This is a genomic window from Sphingomonas sp. AAP5, from assembly GCF_004354345.1.
GTDB lineage: Bacteria > Pseudomonadota > Alphaproteobacteria > Sphingomonadales > Sphingomonadaceae > Sphingomonas > Sphingomonas glacialis.
Window position 1 is genome coordinate 253,894 of the sequence record NZ_CP037913.1, and the last position, 17,422, is coordinate 271,315.

Genomic DNA, 17,422 nt, shown 5'->3' on the forward strand with positions numbered 1-17,422 from the left:
TGGACCCCGGGACGAGCCCGGGGTGACGAAGGGGCCTTCAGCGCCCGGCCTGATACCCGTCGTAGCGATTGCAGTCGGGGCGCTGCTCGCGACGGCATTCCTGCGCCCAACGGCGGCGTTCGGCGCCTTCGCGCGCTTCCTGCTTGCGCATCTTGCGGCCGTAGTTGCGATCGGCTTCGGACTGGCTCGTCGTCGTCCAGTCGACCGCCTTGCCCGCGGCCTTGACGGGGAAGGTGACGATGCTGGCGGCGGTGCGGACGCAGCCTCCCATCATCAGCGGGAGCAAGGCGGCGGCGATCAAGGGGCGGTACTGCATCATTTTTCCTTTAGGGCGTTGCGCACCTTTACGCCAATCCCTGGAAAATCGGTAAAGAAGCCGTCGATTCCGAGCGCGAGATAACGCCGCATCGCATCTTCGATCCGCCCGTGCACCGCCGGATCGGTGCCGGTCTGCAGGCTCGGCGGCAGGAAGATGTTCTCGGCGCGGAAGGTCCAGGGGTGGAGCCGCAGGCCGGCGGCATGCGCATCGGCGACCAGGGTCGTCGGCGGCGCATCGCCATTCTCGATCATCGCGAGGCCGGGGCCAATGCCATACGCGTATTTCGCGACCGCCTTGAGCCCCTCGGGCGTCGCCATCGCGGCATAGCTCGGCACGGCATGGTCGGCAGGGCCGCCGCTCGCGTCCATCAGCTGGATCAGCCGCAGCCCCGTCATTGCGTGGATGCGCTTGAGATTGTCGACCTCGAACGACTGGATGAACACCGGGTCGCTCGGTTTGTCCCAGCCTGCCGCCTTGAGCTCCGCGACGAGCCGTGCCTCCATCGGATGGCCGATGCGCGCGAAATAGCTCGGATGCTTGGTCTCGGGATAGATGCCGACGACGCGCCCGCCGACCGAATGCTGCTTGGCGAGCGCGATCACCTCGGCAAGCGTCGGAACTTCGAATTGGCCGTCATATTGGACGTTGTCGGGGCGCAGCTTGGGCAAACGCTCGACCGCGCGCAGCGTCTTCAGCTCGGCGAGCGTGAAATCCTCGGTGAACCAGCCGGTATGGCTCTCGCCGTCGATCACCTTAATCGTGCGGCGCGCGGCGAATTCGGGGTGCTTGGCGACATCGGTGGTGCCGGTGATGTCGTTCTCGTGCCGCGCGACAAAGACGTCGTCCTTGGTCAGCACGAGGTCGGGCTCAATGAAATCGGCGCCTTGCTCGATCGCGAGCGTGTACGAGGCGATCGTATGCTCGGGCCGAAGCCCGCTCGCGCCGCGGTGCGCGATGACGATCGGCGGGGAGAGCGGCTGCGCGGCAGCAGGGGTGGTGACGGGGGCGGTGACGGGGTGGGGCATCGCGCCAGTCTGCGCGATCGCCGCGCTCGACGCCAGCGACAGCAACAGCGCCGCGACTGTCTGGGCGGCCTTGGCGGTGCTCGAATGCGTCATCGTCGTAAAAATCCTCTTGGCAGCGTCGTGTCCGCCCGCATGGGGCAAGACGATGACAGTTTGACGATAGCGCGCCACGCGAAAAGCCTCGATAGCGCAGCGCTGTGCGGACCATATCGGCGGCGGCGCGCGTTGATGGCGCGGGCGAGGGCAGCTGCGCCGGAGAACCGAGATGATCGCGATCGACGACTATGTGCTGATCCTGCTCGCCGCGGGGCGGTCCGAACGCTTTGGCGATGCCGACAAGTTGCAGCAGGACTTTCTCGGCAAGCCGCTCGCCTTCCACGTCGTCACCGCGCTCGAGGATGTGCCGTTCAAAGCGCGCTTCGCGGTCTGTTCGAACACCGCGCTCGATTTCGGCAGTCGGGGCTACACCGTGCTCCACAATGCCGACCCCGGCGACGGCATGGCGGGATCGGTCAAGCTCGGCGTGCGCGCGGCGATCGAGCTCGGCTGTGCGGGTGCGGTGATCGCGCTGGCGGACATGCCGCGCGTGACCGCGTCGCACATCTATCGCCTCGCCGACGCGGTCGACGGTGATGGCGAGAATGCCGTGATCGCCTCGAGCAACGGCGTCCAGACGAGCCCGCCCGCGCTGTTCGGCGCAGCGCGGCTTCCGGCGCTGCTCGAACTGGCGGGCGACGAAGGCGCGCGCGCGATGGTCCGCGCCGGGCGCCACGTCATCGCGCCCGAAGCGGAGCTGCTCGACATCGACCGGCCCGAGGATCTCGAGCGGCTGCGCGCGCTGCGCTAACGGACGTAGCTCGCGCCGTTGATGTCGAGCACCGCGCCCGTCATCGACGCCGGCGCGGTCAGCGCGAGGAAGCGCGCGGCCTCGGCGACTTCCTCGGGCATCGCGACGCGCCCGAGCGGAATGTCGGCGAGCAGCGCGTCGCCGCCGCGGCTCTCGAGATACTCCTCCGCCATCCCGGTCATCGTGAATCCCGGGCAGATTGCGAACGCGAGGATCCCGTTACGGGCATAGCCGCGCGCGATCGACTTGGTCATCGCGACCATCCCGGCCTTCGATGCGGCATAATGCCAATGCGCCGGCGAATCGCCGCGATAGGCCGCGCGGCTGGCGATGTTGACGATCCGCCCGCCGACGCCGCGTTCCTGCCAGTGGCGCACCGCAAAGCGGCACAGTTCGGCCGAGGCGGTCAGGTTGATCCGCAGCGTGCGCTCCCATTGCTCGACCCAGACGGCATCGTCGGACTCGATCGGGTTCGCTTCGAACACCCCGGCATTGTTGATCAGCACGTCGATCCGCCCGTCGCAGCGCGCGAGTGCTGCATCCCACAAGGCGCGCGGTGCGGCGGGATCGGCGAAGTCGGCGGGGATGCCCGAGCGGGTGCCCTGGCCGATGACGGTGGCGCCTGCCGCTTCGAGCGCGGTGAGCGTGGCGGCACCGATCCCGCGCGATGATCCGGTGAGGAGGATGTTGGTCATGGGCGGTGTTTAGCGGGCCGTTCGCCCAAGCGCTACGGGCCTCCCCTCCCTGGAAGGGAGGGGGGAGGGGGCTAGGATCAGGCCGCCACGCTCGCCGAGAAAGTGTCGGCCGCGCCTTTCAGCTCGCCCAGCCGATCGTCCACGGTGCCGAACTCGCGTTCTAGCGTGTCGATCTCGCCCGCGACTCGCTCGGTGCCCGCCCGGATCGCGGTGATCGTCCCCGACATCGAATCGGCGGCGAGCGCGGTTTCGTCGACTGCCGCGGTGATCGCGGTGACGGTCTGCGCTTGCGCCTGCATTGCGAACCGGATGCGGTTGGCGCTTTCCTGGACCTCGACGACGGTCGATTTGATCGAGGCGTTGGTCTCGACGGTCGAGCGCGTCGCCGACTGGATCGCGGCGATCTTGGCGGCGATGTCGTCGGTCGCGCGCGCGGTCTGGTTGGCGAGGCTCTTCACTTCCTGCGCGACCACCGCGAAGCCACGGCCGGCATCGCCCGCGCGCGCCGCCTCGATCGTCGCGTTGAGCGCGAGCAGATTGGTCTGTCCGGCAATGTCGCGGATCAGCCCGAGGATCGATTCGATAGACTTTGCGTGATCGCTGAGCGTCTCCGACATGCCGACCGCCGTCGTCGCCTGGGTCGAGGCGCGCGTTGCGATTTCGGCGGCGGCTTCGACTTCGCTGCGCGCATCCTCGATCGCGCGAATGAGGCCAGCGGCAGTCTGCGCGGCTTCGCGCATCGCCATCGCCGATTGTTCGGCCGCGGCGGCGACTTCGCTCGTCTGGCCGAGCATCCCGCGCGCCGCGCGCGATGCGCCTTGTGCCTGGACGCGAATGCGGTTGCCGAGCGCGGCGGCACCCTCGATCGAGCTGGCGATCGTCGCGCTGAAATCGGCCGAGCGGGTGCGCCGTTCGGAGCGCGCGCGTTCGGCATCGTGCGCGCCGAGATACGACGCCATCACATCGGCCTCGACGAGCGCGAGCCGCTGGACGCAATCGGCGAGCGCGCCGATCCGCGACGACCCGCTGCCGAGCTTGGCTTCGATCGCGACCAGCGTGCGGGTATGCGCAAAGCTCAACGACGAGAGCAGTGCTTGCAACGGCACGCCCGCCTTTTGCGACGATGCGGCATGGCGCGTCGCCATTCGCATCCAGTCATCCTCGTACGGCGCGGCATATTTGACGCGGGTGTAGCGCGCGCTGTTGTCGACTCGCGTGTCGAGATAGTCCGCGGTGAATTGCGAGCGGATGTGCGCGCTCACCGGCAGCGAGAGATAATGCTCCCAGAAAGCACGCGAGATTTCGGCTTCGTGTCCGGCGATCGCCTGCGTGATCTCCGCCGCGCACGCGCGGATGCTGCCGTCCCAATCATAGTCGGCGACACGGGCGGCGGCGGTGCGGTGTTCGCCGCTCCACCCACCCGGGATCGCGCCTACAAGCGCGTCGCTTACTGCCATCTCAGTTCCTCGTTCCCGGTTTACGCCGCGACTTTTGCGACAAAGTCGCTCGCGCGGTTCTTTAAAGTCCCCAGCTTGTGGTCGAGCGAATCGAAGCCGCGCCCGACGCTGTCGATCTCGGAGGCGACCGATTCGGTGTCCTCGCGGATCGCGGTGATGGTGTTCGACATCGAATCGGCGGCGAGCGCGGTCTCGTCGACCGCGGCGGTGATCGCGGTGACGGTGTGCGCTTGCGCCTCCATCGCATAGCGGATGCGGTTGGCGCTTTCCTGGACCTCGGCGACGGTCGATTTGATCGAGGCGTTGGTCGCGACGGTCGAGCGCGTCGCCGACTGGATCGCGGCGATCTTGGCGGCGATGTCGTCGGTTGCGCGCGCGGTCTGGTTGGCCAGCGACTTCACCTCTTGCGCGACGACCGCGAAGCCACGCCCCGAATCGCCGGCGCGCGCCGCCTCGATCGTCGCATTGAGCGCGAGCAGATTGGTCTGCCCAGCGATGTCGCGGATGAGCCCGAGGATCGATTCGATCGACTTGGCATGGTCGCTGAGCGTTTCCGACATTCCGACCGCAGCGCTTGCCTGGGTCGAGGCGCGTGTCGCGATCTCGGCGGCGGCTTCGACTTCGGAGCGCGCATCCTCGATCGCGCGGATCAGCCCGGCGGCGGTCTGCGCCGCCTCGCGCATCGCCATCGCCGATTGCTCGGCGGCGGCGGCGACTTCGCTCGTCTTGCCGAGCATGCCGCGCGCGGACGTCGAGGTGCGGACCGACTGGCCGCGCAGCACTTCGGATTCCTGCGTCGCTTCCTCGACCGTCGCGGCGATGCGCTCGCGGAACTCGGTGGCGAGTCGGTCGCGCTCGCCTTGCGCGCTGTTGAGGCGGAAGGCGTTGTAGATTTCGACGGTGATCTCGGCTTCGAGCCCGGTCAGCCGCATCAGCGTATCGATGAAGCCGGGCAGGCGCGGGTCGTCGCCCTTGACGCGCTTGAACAGGATGTCGAGCGCGGCGCGGTCGCTCGCGCAGGTCATCGACAGCAACGCCATCGTCGACACGCCCTCCTTGTAGCCCGACGCGACCGATCGCTCCATCGACTCGATCCAGGCACGCCCCGAAACGTCGCAGAAGCGATTGCGCAGGAAGGTCACGCCAAGCTCGATCATCTTGGTTTCTTCGTGCGGCTGCCAGCTCTTTTCGCCCGGGCTCGCGCGGCGCCATTGCGCCCAGAACGCCAGCGCGATCTCGGCGGCATCGGCCTCGAGGACGCTCCACACGTCGCGCGCGGCGGCTTCCAGCGTATTGTCGAAATCGAAGGCGCGCAGGCGCGCCCGGATATCGATGGTCGCGGCGACCGTACCGGGGGCAGGCAATGCAGTGGGGTTCAAGGCGAAGCTCCGTATCTGCCGCAGCCATGGGCTGTACGCTACTGGTCGGCGGTCACCCGATGGCTTAACGCGATTTGGTTAACGCTCGGTAAGCCCTGCGTGCGGCCTGCTCAGGCCCTTGGGCAAAGTGCCCAGCTGCAATTGCTGCATGTGCGTGGCATGCCAGAAACCTTGCATCGCAGCGCTTGCCGACTAAAGGAGCCACAACCCAATATGACGAGGACGTCCTAGCCTTGGCCAGCCCAACACCCCGCGCCCGACCGCTCAGTCCGCATCTGTCGATCTGGAAACCCGGTCCGCACATGGTGGTCTCGATCCTCCACCGCATTACCGGCGACGGTATGGCGACAGTCGGCACCGTCGTGCTCGTCTGGTGGCTCGCCGCGATCGCGGCGGGGCGCGAGAGCTATCACACCTTCTACCATGTGTTCGGCGAAGTTGCCGGCGGTGCGCTCGGCTACCTGTTCGCCATCGGCATGACGCTGTGCTTCTTCCAGCACATGGCGACCGGGATCCGCCACTTCTTCCTCGATGCCGGCGCCGGTTACGAGTTGAAGATCAATCGCTCGGGCTCGATCGCGACGATGGTCTTTGCGGTGGTGGCAACCGTGCTCGTCTGGGCCTATATCGTGGGGGTCAAGTAAGATGGGTAACGGAACCGAACTCGGCCGCGTCCGCGGTCTCGGCAGCGCCAAGGAAGGCGCGCACCATTGGTGGGCGCAACGCGTCACCGCCGGGTCGAACCTGTTTCTCACCTTGTGGTTCTTCGTCGCGCTCGTCCGCCTGCCGGCCTACGATTACGACTCGGTCCACACCTGGCTCGGCTCGCCCTGGGCGGCGATCCCGCTGGTGCTGCTGATCCTCTCGGTCTTCTATCACTTCCGGCTCGGGCTGCAGGTGCTGATCGAGGACTACCAACACGGCGCCAGTCGGGTTGCTTTGATGCTGCTGCTCAACTTCTTCACCTTCGGCAGCGGCGCCGTCGCCCTTTTTGCGATCCTCAAGGTCGCGTTCACCGCCACCACCGGAGTGCCGCATGTCTGAGGCATACAAGATTATCGATCATACCTACGACGCCGTCGTCGTAGGTGCCGGCGGGTCCGGCCTTCGTGCCACGATGGGGATCGCCGAAAGCGGGCTGAAAACCGCGTGCATCACCAAGGTGTTCCCGACGCGCAGCCACACCGTGGCGGCGCAAGGCGGTATCGCCGCGTCGCTCGGCAACAACAGCCCCGACCATTGGACGTGGCACATGTTCGACACCGTCAAGGGGTCGGACTGGCTCGGCGACCAGGACGCGATCGAGTATATGGTGCGCGAAGCACCAGCGGCGGTCTATGAGCTCGAGCACGCTGGTGTGCCGTTCAGCCGCAACGAGAATGGCACGATCTACCAGCGTCCGTTCGGCGGCCACATGCAGAACATGGGCGAGGGGCCGCCGGTCCAGCGCACCGCCGCTGCCGCCGATCGTACCGGCCACGCCATGCTCCACGCGCTCTACCAGCAGAGCCTGAAGTATGACGCCGACTTCTACATCGAATATTTCGCGCTCGACCTGATCATGGAAGACGGCGTCTGCCGCGGCGTGATCGCTCTGTGCATGGACGACGGCTCGATCCACCGGTTCCGCTCGCACAATGTCGTGCTCGCGACGGGCGGCTATGGTCGCTGCTATTATTCGGCGACGTCGGCGCACACCTGCACCGGCGACGGCAATGCGATGGTGCTGCGCGCGGGGCTCCCGCTGCAGGACATGGAGTTCGTCCAGTTCCATCCGACCGGCATCTACGGCGCGGGCGTGCTCATCACCGAAGGCGCGCGCGGCGAGGGCGGGTATCTCACCAATTCCGAGGGCGAGCGCTTCATGGAGCGCTATGCACCCTCGGCGAAGGATCTCGCGTCGCGCGACGTCGTGTCGCGCTCGATGGCGCTCGAAATGCGCGAGGGCCGCGGCGTCGGCAAGAATGGCGACCATATCTGGCTCCATCTCGACCATATCGATCCCAAGGTGCTCGCCGAGCGCCTGCCGGGCATCACCGAGACCGGCAAGATCTTCGCCGGCGTCGATCTGACGCGCCAGCCGCTGCCGGTCACGCCGACGGTGCATTACAACATGGGCGGCATCCCGACCAATTATCACGGCGAAGTCGTCCATATGAAGGATGGCAACCCCGATGCGGTTGTCCCCGGCCTGTTCGCGGTGGGCGAGGCGGCGTGCGTCTCGGTTCACGGCGCCAACCGCCTGGGCTCGAACTCGCTGATCGATCTGGTCGTGTTCGGTCGTGCGACGGGGCTGCGGATCAAGGACATCCTCAAGCCCAACACGCCGCACCAGCCGCTGCCCAAGGGGTCGGAAGAGCTGTCGCTCAGCCGCCTCGATCGCTTCCGCAACGCGACGGGCACGATCCCGACCGCGCAGATCCGGCTCGAGATGCAGCGCACGATGCAGAAGAACTGCGCCGTGTTCCGCGACAACGAGCTGCTGAACGAGGGCGTCGAGCAGATCAAGGCGACCTACGCCAAGCTCAATGACGTCGCGGTCACGGATCGCTCGCTGATCTGGAACACCGATCTGGTCGAGACGCTCGAGCTCGACAATCTGCTCGCGCAGTCGATGGTGACGATGCAGTCGGCGGCGAACCGCAAGGAATCGCGCGGCGCGCACGTCAACGAGGATCATCCCGATCGCGACGACGCGAACTGGATGAAGCACACCACCGCGACCTTCACGGGCTGGGGCGGCGTGGCCGGCAAGGTCGAGATCGGCTATCGCCCGGTCCACGACTACACGCTCACCGACGAGGCCGAATACATCAAGCCGAAGAAGCGGGTTTATTGAGCTGCCGGAGGGGCGAGGACAGCCCTGCCCCTCCGCATCAGGCGGCGATGATAGTGCGCTAGAGTGCGAACATGCCCGTCAGCACCGAAAGCGCCGCCGCCACTGTAGCGGGTTGAAGCGCGCCAAGCCTCGTCACCAACCGTGCCCGGTCGACCGTCCGGATCTGGTCTAGCAAGATAAGACCGGATTTCCGGCGAAAGGTTACCGGCACGCGAAATGGCGCTGGGTGGCTGCCGCTCGTCAGCGGGGCGACGATCGTCCGCCGCAATACCCCGTTGAGATCATCGGGCGATAACACCAGACACGGGCGGGTTTTCTGAATTTCGCTTCCGACGGTCGGATCGAGCGAAATCAACCAGACCTCGCCACGTTTCACCACGTCGAGGCGTCGTCGCCGTCATTGCCGAATGCGGTCCAGGCGGTTTCGTCGGGATCCTCTTCCGCCGCCGCGACCAGCGCTGCGGCCTCTGCCCAGCCCTTGCGCGGCACGTCGCGGATCGGGGTTGCGATCAATCGACCATCCTCGACACGCAAATCCATGGCCGCGCCGGTGGTGACGCCGATCTCGCCTAGGATCGAGCCTGGGAGGATCATTCCGGTCGAATTGCCGATCTTGCGGAGCGAAGTTTGCATTCCCCGAAATACCATTCGCGCAGTGATGTGGCAACTTCGTTATAACTGCGTCGAGTTGCGGTGGCGTTCTATGAGCAATCGGTCGCGATATTCCGCACCGTGGCGGAACCAGCCCCAGCGTCGCCGGTTGGCGCGGGCATGACTGCCACCCGCTACCCCTTGCTCGCCAATCCGCACATCCGCCTGTCGGGTCCGGTCGACCAGCTGATGTACACCAACTTCCGCCAGCAGCTCGACGCCTGCCCGGAGGAGGGGACGATCGTCATCGCGCTGACGACGCTCGGCGGCGACCCTGAGGTCGCGCGGACGATGGCCGACGATATCCGCTTGCTCGACGAGCATGACGGTCGCGAGATTCTGTTTCTCGGCAAGGTCGCGGTCTATTCGGCAGGCGCGACCTTCATGGCGGCGTTCCCGGTCGGGCGCCGGTTTCTCACCCGGCACACGCGGCTGATGATCCACGAGCGCAAGATTTCGAAGACGATCACGCTCGATGGGCCACTGCGGATGGTCGTCGCCTCGATCAAGGCGGCGCTCCACGAAGTCGAGCATTCGATCGAGATCGAGGAAGAGGGCTTCCGCGCGATCGTCAAGGACAGCCAGGTCGATTTCGAGGAACTGCGCGAGAAGGCGCCGTCGAACTGGTATATCGAGGCCGAGCAGGCGCGCGATCTCGGGCTGGTGCTCGACGTGATCTGAGGGTTTGCTCCCCACCCTTTCAGCGCGCGCGAGAGCGATGCCGCGGCTGGGACAAATTGCCCACCCTCTTTCAATTGCATGCTGCAATGCAGAGCTAGGGTTTGCGGCCCGCGCTCACTCTGTGTACGAGCGGTCGCAAACCCGGCGCTCTTGGGCGCTACGCATCACGGAAACGAGACAGCGATGGCCGAATTCTCCCTTCCCGCCAATTCGAAGATCAAGAAGACCGGCACGGTGCACAAAGCGGCATCGGACGCGACTCGGATCAAGAACTTCAAGATCTATCGCTACGATCCCGATGCCGGCCAGAACCCGCATTACGATACGTTCGAGGTCGATCTCGATTCGTGCGGCCCGATGGTGCTCGACGCGCTGATCAAGATGAAGTCCGAGCAGGATTCGTCGCTGACCTTCCGCCGTTCGTGCCGCGAGGGCATTTGCGGCTCGTGCGCGATGAATATCGATGGCACCAACACGCTCGCTTGCACCAAGGCGATCGAGGACGTGAAGGGTGAGATCCGCATCACCCCGCTGCCGCACATGGAAGTGATCAAGGATCTCGTCCCCGATTTCACGCACTTCTATGCGCAGTACAGCTCGATCAAGCCGTGGCTGCAGACCGTCACCCCGCCGCCCTCGGGCAAGGAGCGGCTCCAGTCGCCGGCCGAGCGAGAGAAGCTCGACGGGCTGTACGAGTGCATCCTGTGCGCGTGCTGCTCGACGGCGTGCCCGAGCTATTGGTGGAATTCGGACAAGTTCCTGGGCCCGGCGATCCTGTTGCAAGCCTATCGCTGGCTCGCCGACAGCCGCGACGAGATGACCGGCGAGCGTTTGGACGAGCTCGAGGATCCGTTCCGCCTGTATCGCTGCCACACGATCATGAACTGCGCGAACGTCTGCCCCAAGGGTCTCAACCCCGCCAAGGCGATCGCCGAGATCAAGAAGATGGAAATCGAACGCGTCGTTTGATTTTTCTCCCTCTCCCTCCGGCCGAGGGAAGGGGCTCCGCCAACGGCGTGGGAAGGGTGAGGGTGACGCGGGCGATATCGCGCAGCACCTTCATCCGGCGCTTCGCGCCAGCTTCTCCCACCGGGAGAAGGATTTGAGGGATCACCTCGCGGTAACTGCAGCTCCGTGGGAATCCATGTGAGGTGCGTTACGGAATGACCGACATCCTCAAGCGCTACGCCGCGCTCCTCGCTTCGGGCGAGCTGAAACCCGATCCCGAGCAAGCCGCCGCCGCCCAGCGCCTCGCCGATCTCGCGACCGCGCTCCAGGCCACCCCCAAGCGCGGCTCCACGCTGTGGCGCGTGCTCGGACGCAAGCCAGAGCCGCCGCGCGGGCTCTACATCTGGGGCGGGGTGGGGCGCGGCAAGTCGATGCTGATGGACCTTTTCTTCGACAGCCTCAACATCCGCCGCAAGCGCCGCGTGCATTTCGCCGAATTCATGCTCGAGGTGCACCAGCGCCTCGCCGCCGAGCGTGCCAAGGAACTCGGCGACCCGATCCCGCCGCTCGCGAAAACCTTCGCCGAGGAAACGCGCCTGCTCGCGTTCGACGAGATGATGGTCACCAACAGCCCCGACGCGATGATCCTGTCGCGGCTGTTCACGCATTTGCTCGACGAGGGCGTGACGGTCGTCACCACTTCGAACCGCCCGCCCGCCGATCTCTACAAGAACGGCCTCAACCGCGAGCACTTCCTGCCCTTCATCGCGCTGATCGAGCAAAAGCTCGACGTCATCACGCTCAACGGCCCGACCGACTACCGCCGCGACCGGCTGGGCCAGGTCGACACCTGGCTCGTTCCCAACGGCCCGCAGGCGACCGCGACGCTCTCGGGCGACTTTTTCCGCCTCACCGATTTCCCGGTCGAGGACCGCGCCCACGTTCCCTTCGAAGAGATGATCGTCCAGGGCCGAACGCTCCACGTTCCCAAGGCGCTCAAGGGTGTTGCGGTCTTCAGCTTCAAGCGGCTCTGTGGGGAGGCGCGCGGTGCCGCCGACTACATCGCGATTGCGCGGCGCTTCCACACCGTGATCCTCGTGGGCATCCCCAAGCTCGGCCCCGATATGCGCAACGAGGCGGCGCGATTCGTCGCTTTGATCGATGCGCTGTACGAACATAAGGTCAAACTGCTCGCCGCCGCCGACGCCGAGCCCGCGCTGCTGTATGAGGCAGGAGATGGCCGTTTCGAGTTCGAACGCACGATCAGCCGCCTCGAAGAAATGCGTTCGGAAGAGTATCTTGCGCAAGGCCATGGCACAGACTGAGCGCTGTGGCGTTCAGCATTGGTAGAAGCATCCGCCCGACCCAATTGCACTTGCGAATTAGTCGCAATACTGCTTGTTAATCCCGTCGCCTTTACGGTTGCCCCGAGGCGCAAACCGGCCTAAGCCGCGCGCCATCTGCCCCGCCGCGCGTCCGCGGCCCCAATCACAACGCCCGGATGCGGGCGATAGTCGGAAGGATCCCAGATGGCTCGCAAGAAGATCGCGCTGATCGGCGCCGGTAACATCGGTGGCACGCTCGCGCACCTCGCAGCGCTCAAGGGTCTGGGCGATGTCGTCCTGTTCGACGTGGTCGAAGGCGTGCCGCAGGGCAAGGCGCTCGATCTCAGCCAGTGCTCGCCGGTCGAGGGTTTCGACGCCAAGGTCACCGGCACCAACGATTACAAGGACATCGCCGGCGCCGACGTGATCATCGTCACCGCTGGTGTCGCGCGCAAGCCCGGCATGAGCCGCGACGATCTGCTCGGTATCAACCTCAAGGTCATGAAGGCCGTCGGCGAGGGCATCGCCGCCAACGCCCCCGACGCGTTCGTCATCTGCATCACCAACCCGCTCGACGCGATGGTGTGGGCGCTGCGCGAATTCTCGGGGCTCCCGCATCACATGGTGGTCGGCATGGCCGGCGTGCTCGACTCGGCACGCTTCAGCCACTTCCTCGCCGAGGAATTCGAGGTTTCGGTCAAGGACGTCACCAGCTTCGTGCTCGGCGGGCACGGCGACACGATGGTCCCGGTGATCCAGTATTCGACCGTCTCGGGCATCCCGGTCCCCGATCTGATCGCGATGGGCCGTTCGACCCAGGAGAAGATCGACGCGATCGTCAAGCGCACGCGCGGCGGCGGCGGCGAGATCGTCGCGCTGCTCAAGACCGGTTCGGCTTACTACGCGCCCGCCACCAGCGGCATCGCGATGGCCGAAGCCTATCTCTACGACCAGAAGCGCGTCCTGCCGGCAGCGGCGCACCTCACCGGCCAGTACGGCATCGACAATCTCTATGTCGGCGTGCCGGTGGTGATCGGTGCGGGCGGCGTCGAGCAGATCGTCGAGATCGCACTCGACGACGAAGCCAAGGGCAACCTCTCGGTCTCGGTCGATGCGGTCAAGGAACTGCTGGTCGCGTGCAAGGCGATCGACGGGTCGCTCAACTGATTTTTCTGCCGGTGGTGCGCTGATCGCACCACCGCTTTCTCCCAACAGGAAGAACGCTGCATGAGCATTCTCGTCGACAAGAACACCAAGGTCATCACCCAGGGCATGACCGGTGAGACCGGCAGCTTCCACACCAAGGCGGCGCTCGAATACGGCACGCAGATGGTTGGCGGCGTGACGCCGGGCAAGGGCGGCACCACCCACCTCGATCTGCCGGTGTACGACACCGTCGCCGAGGCCGTCTCCAAGACCGGCGCGACTGCGTCCGTGATCTACGTTCCCCCCCCCTTCGCGGCGGATTCGATCCTTGAGGCGATTGACGCGCAGGTTCCGCTGATTGTCACGATCACGGAAGGCATCCCGGTGCTCGACATGGTCCGCGTCAAGCGCGCGCTGTCGGGTTCCAAGTCGCGCCTGATCGGCCCGAACTGCCCGGGCGTGCTGACGCCGGGTGAGTGCAAGATCGGCATCATGCCCGGCAGCATCTTCCGCAAGGGGTCGGTCGGCGTTGTCAGCCGTTCAGGCACGCTCACCTATGAGGCGGTGTTCCAGACGTCGAACGCAGGCCTTGGTCAGACGACCGCGGTCGGCATCGGTGGCGATCCGGTCAACGGCACGAACTTCATCGACGTGCTCGAGCTGTTCCTCGCCGACGACGAGACCAAGTCGATCATCATGATCGGCGAAATCGGCGGTTCGGCCGAAGAGGAAGCCGCGCAGTTCCTGCGTGACGAAGCCAAGCGCGGTCGCAGCAAGCCGATGGCCGGCTTCATCGCGGGCCGCACGGCGCCTCCGGGTCGTCGCATGGGCCATGCCGGGGCGATCGTCTCGGGCGGCCAGGGCGGCGCCGAGGACAAGATCGCGGCGATGGAAGCTGCGGGTATCCGCGTTGCGGATAGCCCCTCGGAACTGGGCACGACCTTGCTGGCAGTGCTGAACGGTTAATCTCGGGCGTCGCCCCGGCGAAGGCCGGGGCCGCTGCGTTACTGTTGCGCAGCGGTTGCCCCAAACACAGCGACCCCGGCCTACGCCGGGGTGACGAGGACTCGATATGGGCATTGAAGGCCAGGATTTCGCGGATGTTGCGGGCAGCGTAAGCCCCGCCTTCATCGAGTCGCTCTACGCGCGGTTCAAGGCGTCGCCCGACAGCGTCGAGCCGTCGTGGCGCTCCTGGTTCGAAGGCCTCGAAGGCTCGACCGAAGGCGCTTCGTGGCAGCAGGCGAACTGGCCGCTTTCCTCCACCGACGATCTGACCTCGGCGCTCGACCCGACCCAGATGGAACCCGCGCCCAAGCCCGCGCGCGGTGGTGCCAAGCCAGCTCCCGCCGCGGCGGCCGTCCCGGCGCCCTCGCAGGACGCGATCCTGCGCGCCGCGAGCGACTCTATCCGCGCGATGATGCTGATCCGCACCTACCGCGTGCGCGGCCATCTCGCCGCCAATCTCGATCCGCTCGGTCTGTCGACGCGCGACATGCCCGATGATCTGAAGACCGAATATCACGGCTTCTCCGACGCCGATATCGACCGCAAGGTCTATCTCGGCGGCGCGATGGGGCTCGAATGGGCGACGATCCGCGAGCTCGTCGACACGCTGCGCACCAACTATTGCGGCAATGTCGGCCTCGAATACATGCACATCGCCGACGTCGAAGAGCGTCGCTTCCTGCAGGACCGCATGGAAGGCAAGGACAAGGCGATCGAGTTCACCGACCTCGGCAAGAAGGCGATCCTCAACAAGGTGATCGAAGCCGAGCAGTGGGAACGCTTCTGCGGCAAGAAGTATGTCGGCACCAAGCGCTTCGGCCTCGATGGCGGCGAAAGCATGATCCCGGCGCTCGAGTCGGTCATCAAATATGGTGGCGCGCTCGGCATCAACGATATCGTCTTCGGCATGGCGCATCGCGGCCGCTTGAACGTCCTGACCAACGTGATGGCCAAGCCGTTCCGCATCATCTTCCACGAATTCGGCGGCGGGTCGGACAATCCCGACGACGTCGCGGGTTCGGGCGACGTGAAGTACCACCTCGGCACCTCGACCGACCGCGAGTTCGACGGGATCAGCGTCCATATGTCGCTGGTCGCCAACCCGTCGCACCTCGAGGCGGAAGACCCCGTCGTGCTCGGCAAGACGCGCGCGATCCAGACGATCGCGGGCGATCTCGACGAGCACAAGGCATCGCTCCCCGTCCTCATCCACGGCGACGCGGCGTTCGCGGGACAGGGGATCGTCTGGGAGTGCCTCGGCTTCTCCGGCATCCGCGGCTACAACACCGGCGGCTGCGTCCACTTCATCATCAACAACCAGGTCGGCTTCACGACGTCGCCGCAGTTCGCGCGTTCGTCGCCATACCCGTCGGACGTCGCCAAGGGCGTCCAGGCGCCGATCTTCCACGTCAACGGCGACGATCCCGAGGCGGTGACCTTCGCCACCAAGATGGCGATCGAATATCGCCAGAAGTTCCACCGCGATGTGGTGATCGACATGTGGTGCTATCGCCGCAACGGTCACAACGAGGGCGATGAGCCGTCCTTCACGCAGCCGCTGATGTACGACGTGATCCGCAAGCATCAGCCGGTCAGCGAAATCTATGGCGCCAAGCTGATCGAGCAGAAGGTGATCGACCGCGCGTGGATCGACGCCAATATCGCGCAGTTCACGACGCTGCTCGAAGGCGAGTTCGAGGCTGGCGCGACGTACAAGCCCAACAAGGCCGACTGGTTCGCCGGTCGCTGGTCGGGGCTGCACTCGCCCGCCGATTCGGAAAGCGCGCGCCGCAACGTCGAGACGGGCATCGAGCAGAAGCTGTTCGACTCGCTCGGCCGCACGCTGACGACGATCCCCGAGGGGCTGACCGTCCACAAGACGCTCAACCGCGTGCTCGACGCCAAGCGGGCGATGTTCAAGACCGGCGAGAATTTCGATTGGGCGACCGGCGAAGCGCTCGCATTCGGCTCGCTGCTCTCGGAAGGCTATGGCGTCCGCCTGTCGGGCCAGGATTCGGGCCGCGGCACTTTCTCGCAGCGCCATGCGGTGTGGGTCGATCAGACCAACGAGGACAAGTATCGCCCGCTCTCGACCGTCGAGCATGGCCGCTTCGAAGTGCTCGACTCGCCGCTGAGCGAGTACGGCGTGCTCGGGTTCGAGTACGGCTATGCGCTCGCCGATCCCAAGACGCTGGTCCTGTGGGAGGCGCAGTTCGGCGACTTCATGAACGGCGCGCAGATCATGATCGATCAGTTCATCGCGTCGGGCGAAGCCAAGTGGCTGCGCGCCAACGGCCTCGTGATGCTGCTGCCGCATGGCTATGAAGGGCAGGGGCCGGAGCATTCGTCCGCCCGCGTCGAGCGCTTCCTGCAACTCTGCGCGCAGGACAATATCCAGGTCGCCAACTGCACCACGCCGGCCAACTATTTCCACCTGCTGCGCCGGCAGATGCACCGCTCGTTCCGCAAGCCCTTGATCATCTTCACGCCGAAGTCGCTGCTGCGCCACAAGCTGGCGGTGTCGAAGACCGCGGACTTCATCGGCGACAGCCACTTCCAGCGGATGCTGAGCGATCCCTCGGCCCCGGCCGATGCGGACGTGAAGCGCCTCGTGCTTTGCACCGGCAAGGTCGCCTACGACCTGATGGAAGCGCGCGATGCCGCAGGCGACCAGAACACGTCGATCGTCCGCGTCGAGCAGCTCTACCCCTTCCCGGGCGATCCGCTGGTCGAGCGCCTCAAGCGCATGCCCAACCTCGAGACGGTGGTGTGGGCGCAGGAAGAGCCGAAGAACAACGGTGCCTGGACCTTCGTCGATCCGTTCATCGAGGAATGCCTGATCGAAGCGGGCGGTAAGGTGCAGCGTGCGCGCTACGCCGGGCGTGCAGCGTCGGCCTCGCCGGCGACCGGCCTGATGAAGCGCCACCAGACCGAGCAGGCGGCACTCGTCGCCGACGCGCTCGGCCACAGCGTCCGCGAGGAAATTCGCCGGACGCGCAAGGTTTGATGTTCACCCCGGCTGCACGCGCAGCCGGGCATTCGTAATTTCGCGGTTCGCTTGATCGGCAAGCGTTGCGCACCTGGGCCCCGGCCTTCGCCGGGGAA

Annotated in this window: 17 protein-coding genes; 10 read left to right on the top strand and 7 right to left on the bottom strand. The window is 65.8% G+C overall.

Annotated features, from left to right (window positions below; all coding sequences use genetic code 11):
- Window positions 1-37: 37 nt before the first annotated feature.
- Window positions 38-316: a hypothetical protein gene (locus E2E30_RS01125; protein WP_133186446.1), complete on the bottom strand. Its 279-nt coding sequence runs from the start codon at window positions 314-316 to the stop codon at window positions 38-40.
- The gene (locus E2E30_RS01130) at window positions 316-1,344 is read right to left on the bottom strand and encodes a glycerophosphodiester phosphodiesterase (protein ID WP_133191869.1); all 1,029 of its coding nucleotides are present in this window, start codon (window positions 1,342-1,344) and stop codon (window positions 316-318) included. Before E2E30_RS01130 ends, E2E30_RS01125 begins: the two co-directional genes overlap by 1 nt.
- A gap of 265 nt (window positions 1,345-1,609) precedes the next feature.
- Between E2E30_RS01130 and E2E30_RS01135 the strand changes: the two genes are divergently transcribed.
- On the top strand, window positions 1,610-2,191 hold the full coding sequence (locus E2E30_RS01135) for a nucleotidyltransferase family protein (RefSeq protein ID WP_133186448.1): 582 nt from the start codon (window positions 1,610-1,612) through the stop codon (window positions 2,189-2,191).
- Here the strand turns inward: E2E30_RS01135 and E2E30_RS01140 are convergent.
- The 3 genes from E2E30_RS01140 to E2E30_RS01150 form a co-directional block, all read right to left on the bottom strand.
- A complete protein-coding gene (locus tag E2E30_RS01140) occupies window positions 2,188-2,886 on the bottom strand; it encodes an SDR family NAD(P)-dependent oxidoreductase (RefSeq protein ID WP_133186450.1) in 699 nt (232 codons plus the stop codon). The two genes, E2E30_RS01135 and E2E30_RS01140, sit on opposite strands and share 4 nt — an antisense overlap.
- 77 nt (window positions 2,887-2,963) lie before the next feature.
- The gene (locus E2E30_RS01145) at window positions 2,964-4,343 is read right to left on the bottom strand and encodes a methyl-accepting chemotaxis protein (RefSeq protein ID WP_133186452.1); all 1,380 of its coding nucleotides are present in this window, start codon (window positions 4,341-4,343) and stop codon (window positions 2,964-2,966) included.
- A 20-nt stretch (window positions 4,344-4,363) separates the two neighbouring features.
- Window positions 4,364-5,707, bottom strand: coding sequence for a methyl-accepting chemotaxis protein (locus E2E30_RS01150; protein ID WP_133191870.1), 1,344 nt, complete (start codon window positions 5,705-5,707; stop codon window positions 4,364-4,366).
- Between the two features lie 248 nt (window positions 5,708-5,955).
- Here E2E30_RS01150 and sdhC point away from each other — a divergent pair, with 248 nt between their 5' ends.
- The 3 genes from sdhC to sdhA are packed head-to-tail and all read left to right on the top strand — an operon-like array spanning window position 5,956 to window position 8,561.
- On the top strand, window positions 5,956-6,366 hold the full coding sequence (gene sdhC, locus E2E30_RS01155; RefSeq protein WP_133186454.1) for a succinate dehydrogenase, cytochrome b556 subunit: 411 nt from the start codon (window positions 5,956-5,958) through the stop codon (window positions 6,364-6,366).
- Between the two features lies 1 nt (window position 6,367).
- Entirely contained in the window at window positions 6,368-6,766 is a 399-nt protein-coding gene (sdhD, locus tag E2E30_RS01160) for a succinate dehydrogenase, hydrophobic membrane anchor protein (RefSeq protein WP_133186456.1), read from the top strand.
- Window positions 6,759-8,561, top strand: a complete 1,803-nt coding sequence (sdhA, locus tag E2E30_RS01165) for a succinate dehydrogenase flavoprotein subunit (protein ID WP_133186458.1) — start codon at window positions 6,759-6,761, stop codon at window positions 8,559-8,561. Before sdhD ends, sdhA begins: the two co-directional genes overlap by 8 nt.
- 58 nt (window positions 8,562-8,619) lie before the next feature.
- Here the strand turns inward: sdhA and E2E30_RS01170 are convergent, their stop codons facing one another.
- Both E2E30_RS01170 and E2E30_RS01175 read right to left on the bottom strand, forming a co-directional pair.
- Window positions 8,620-8,937: a type II toxin-antitoxin system PemK/MazF family toxin gene (locus tag E2E30_RS01170; protein WP_240699005.1), complete on the bottom strand. Its 318-nt coding sequence runs from the start codon at window positions 8,935-8,937 to the stop codon at window positions 8,620-8,622.
- A complete protein-coding gene (locus E2E30_RS01175) occupies window positions 8,934-9,194 on the bottom strand; it encodes an AbrB/MazE/SpoVT family DNA-binding domain-containing protein (RefSeq protein ID WP_133186462.1) in 261 nt (86 codons plus the stop codon). Before E2E30_RS01175 ends, E2E30_RS01170 begins: the two co-directional genes overlap by 4 nt.
- A gap of 138 nt (window positions 9,195-9,332) precedes the next feature.
- On the opposite strand from E2E30_RS01175, the gene E2E30_RS01180 reads away from it, so the two are divergent.
- From E2E30_RS01180 to E2E30_RS01205, 6 genes are all read left to right on the top strand, one after another.
- A complete protein-coding gene (locus tag E2E30_RS01180; RefSeq protein ID WP_133186464.1) occupies window positions 9,333-9,893 on the top strand; it encodes a ClpP family protease in 561 nt (186 codons plus the stop codon).
- Window positions 9,894-10,076: 183 nt separating this feature from the next.
- Entirely contained in the window at window positions 10,077-10,862 is a 786-nt protein-coding gene (locus E2E30_RS01185; RefSeq protein ID WP_133186466.1) for a succinate dehydrogenase iron-sulfur subunit, read from the top strand.
- 194 nt (window positions 10,863-11,056) lie between these two features.
- The gene (zapE, locus tag E2E30_RS01190) at window positions 11,057-12,166 is read left to right on the top strand and encodes a cell division protein ZapE (protein ID WP_133186468.1); all 1,110 of its coding nucleotides are present in this window, start codon (window positions 11,057-11,059) and stop codon (window positions 12,164-12,166) included.
- 204 nt (window positions 12,167-12,370) lie between these two features.
- Window positions 12,371-13,333 carry a malate dehydrogenase gene (mdh, locus tag E2E30_RS01195; protein ID WP_133186470.1) on the top strand — a complete coding sequence of 321 codons (963 nt, stop codon included), beginning with the start codon at window positions 12,371-12,373 and terminating at the stop codon, window positions 13,331-13,333.
- A gap of 60 nt (window positions 13,334-13,393) precedes the next feature.
- Complete coding sequence (gene sucD, locus E2E30_RS01200) at window positions 13,394-14,278, top strand: succinate--CoA ligase subunit alpha (protein ID WP_133186472.1); 885 nt, start codon at window positions 13,394-13,396, stop codon at window positions 14,276-14,278.
- Between the two features lie 106 nt (window positions 14,279-14,384).
- The gene (locus tag E2E30_RS01205; protein WP_133186474.1) at window positions 14,385-17,324 is read left to right on the top strand and encodes a 2-oxoglutarate dehydrogenase E1 component; all 2,940 of its coding nucleotides are present in this window, start codon (window positions 14,385-14,387) and stop codon (window positions 17,322-17,324) included.
- Window positions 17,325-17,422: the final 98 nt, after the last annotated feature.

What these genes read in the sequence shown, in the direction of transcription:
- E2E30_RS01125 (WP_133186446.1), bottom strand. Translation starts at nt 316, where the DNA reads ATGCAGTACCGCCCCTTGATCGCCGCCGCCTTGCTCCCGCTGATGATG.
- E2E30_RS01130 (WP_133191869.1), bottom strand. Translation starts at nt 1,344, where the DNA reads ATGCCCCACCCCGTCACCGCCCCCGTCACCACCCCTGCTGCCGCGCAG.
- E2E30_RS01135 (WP_133186448.1), top strand. Translation starts at nt 1,610, where the DNA reads ATGATCGCGATCGACGACTATGTGCTGATCCTGCTCGCCGCGGGGCGG.
- E2E30_RS01140 (WP_133186450.1), bottom strand. Translation starts at nt 2,886, where the DNA reads ATGACCAACATCCTCCTCACCGGATCATCGCGCGGGATCGGTGCCGCC.
- E2E30_RS01145 (WP_133186452.1), bottom strand. Translation starts at nt 4,343, where the DNA reads ATGGCAGTAAGCGACGCGCTTGTAGGCGCGATCCCGGGTGGGTGGAGC.
- sdhD (WP_133186456.1), top strand. Translation starts at nt 6,368, where the DNA reads ATGGGTAACGGAACCGAACTCGGCCGCGTCCGCGGTCTCGGCAGCGCC.
- sdhA (WP_133186458.1), top strand. Translation starts at nt 6,759, where the DNA reads ATGTCTGAGGCATACAAGATTATCGATCATACCTACGACGCCGTCGTC.
- E2E30_RS01175 (WP_133186462.1), bottom strand. Translation starts at nt 9,194, where the DNA reads ATGCAAACTTCGCTCCGCAAGATCGGCAATTCGACCGGAATGATCCTC.
- E2E30_RS01180 (WP_133186464.1), top strand. Translation starts at nt 9,333, where the DNA reads ATGACTGCCACCCGCTACCCCTTGCTCGCCAATCCGCACATCCGCCTG.
- E2E30_RS01185 (WP_133186466.1), top strand. Translation starts at nt 10,077, where the DNA reads ATGGCCGAATTCTCCCTTCCCGCCAATTCGAAGATCAAGAAGACCGGC.
- zapE (WP_133186468.1), top strand. Translation starts at nt 11,057, where the DNA reads ATGACCGACATCCTCAAGCGCTACGCCGCGCTCCTCGCTTCGGGCGAG.
- mdh (WP_133186470.1), top strand. Translation starts at nt 12,371, where the DNA reads ATGGCTCGCAAGAAGATCGCGCTGATCGGCGCCGGTAACATCGGTGGC.
- sucD (WP_133186472.1), top strand. Translation starts at nt 13,394, where the DNA reads ATGAGCATTCTCGTCGACAAGAACACCAAGGTCATCACCCAGGGCATG.
- E2E30_RS01205 (WP_133186474.1), top strand. Translation starts at nt 14,385, where the DNA reads ATGGGCATTGAAGGCCAGGATTTCGCGGATGTTGCGGGCAGCGTAAGC.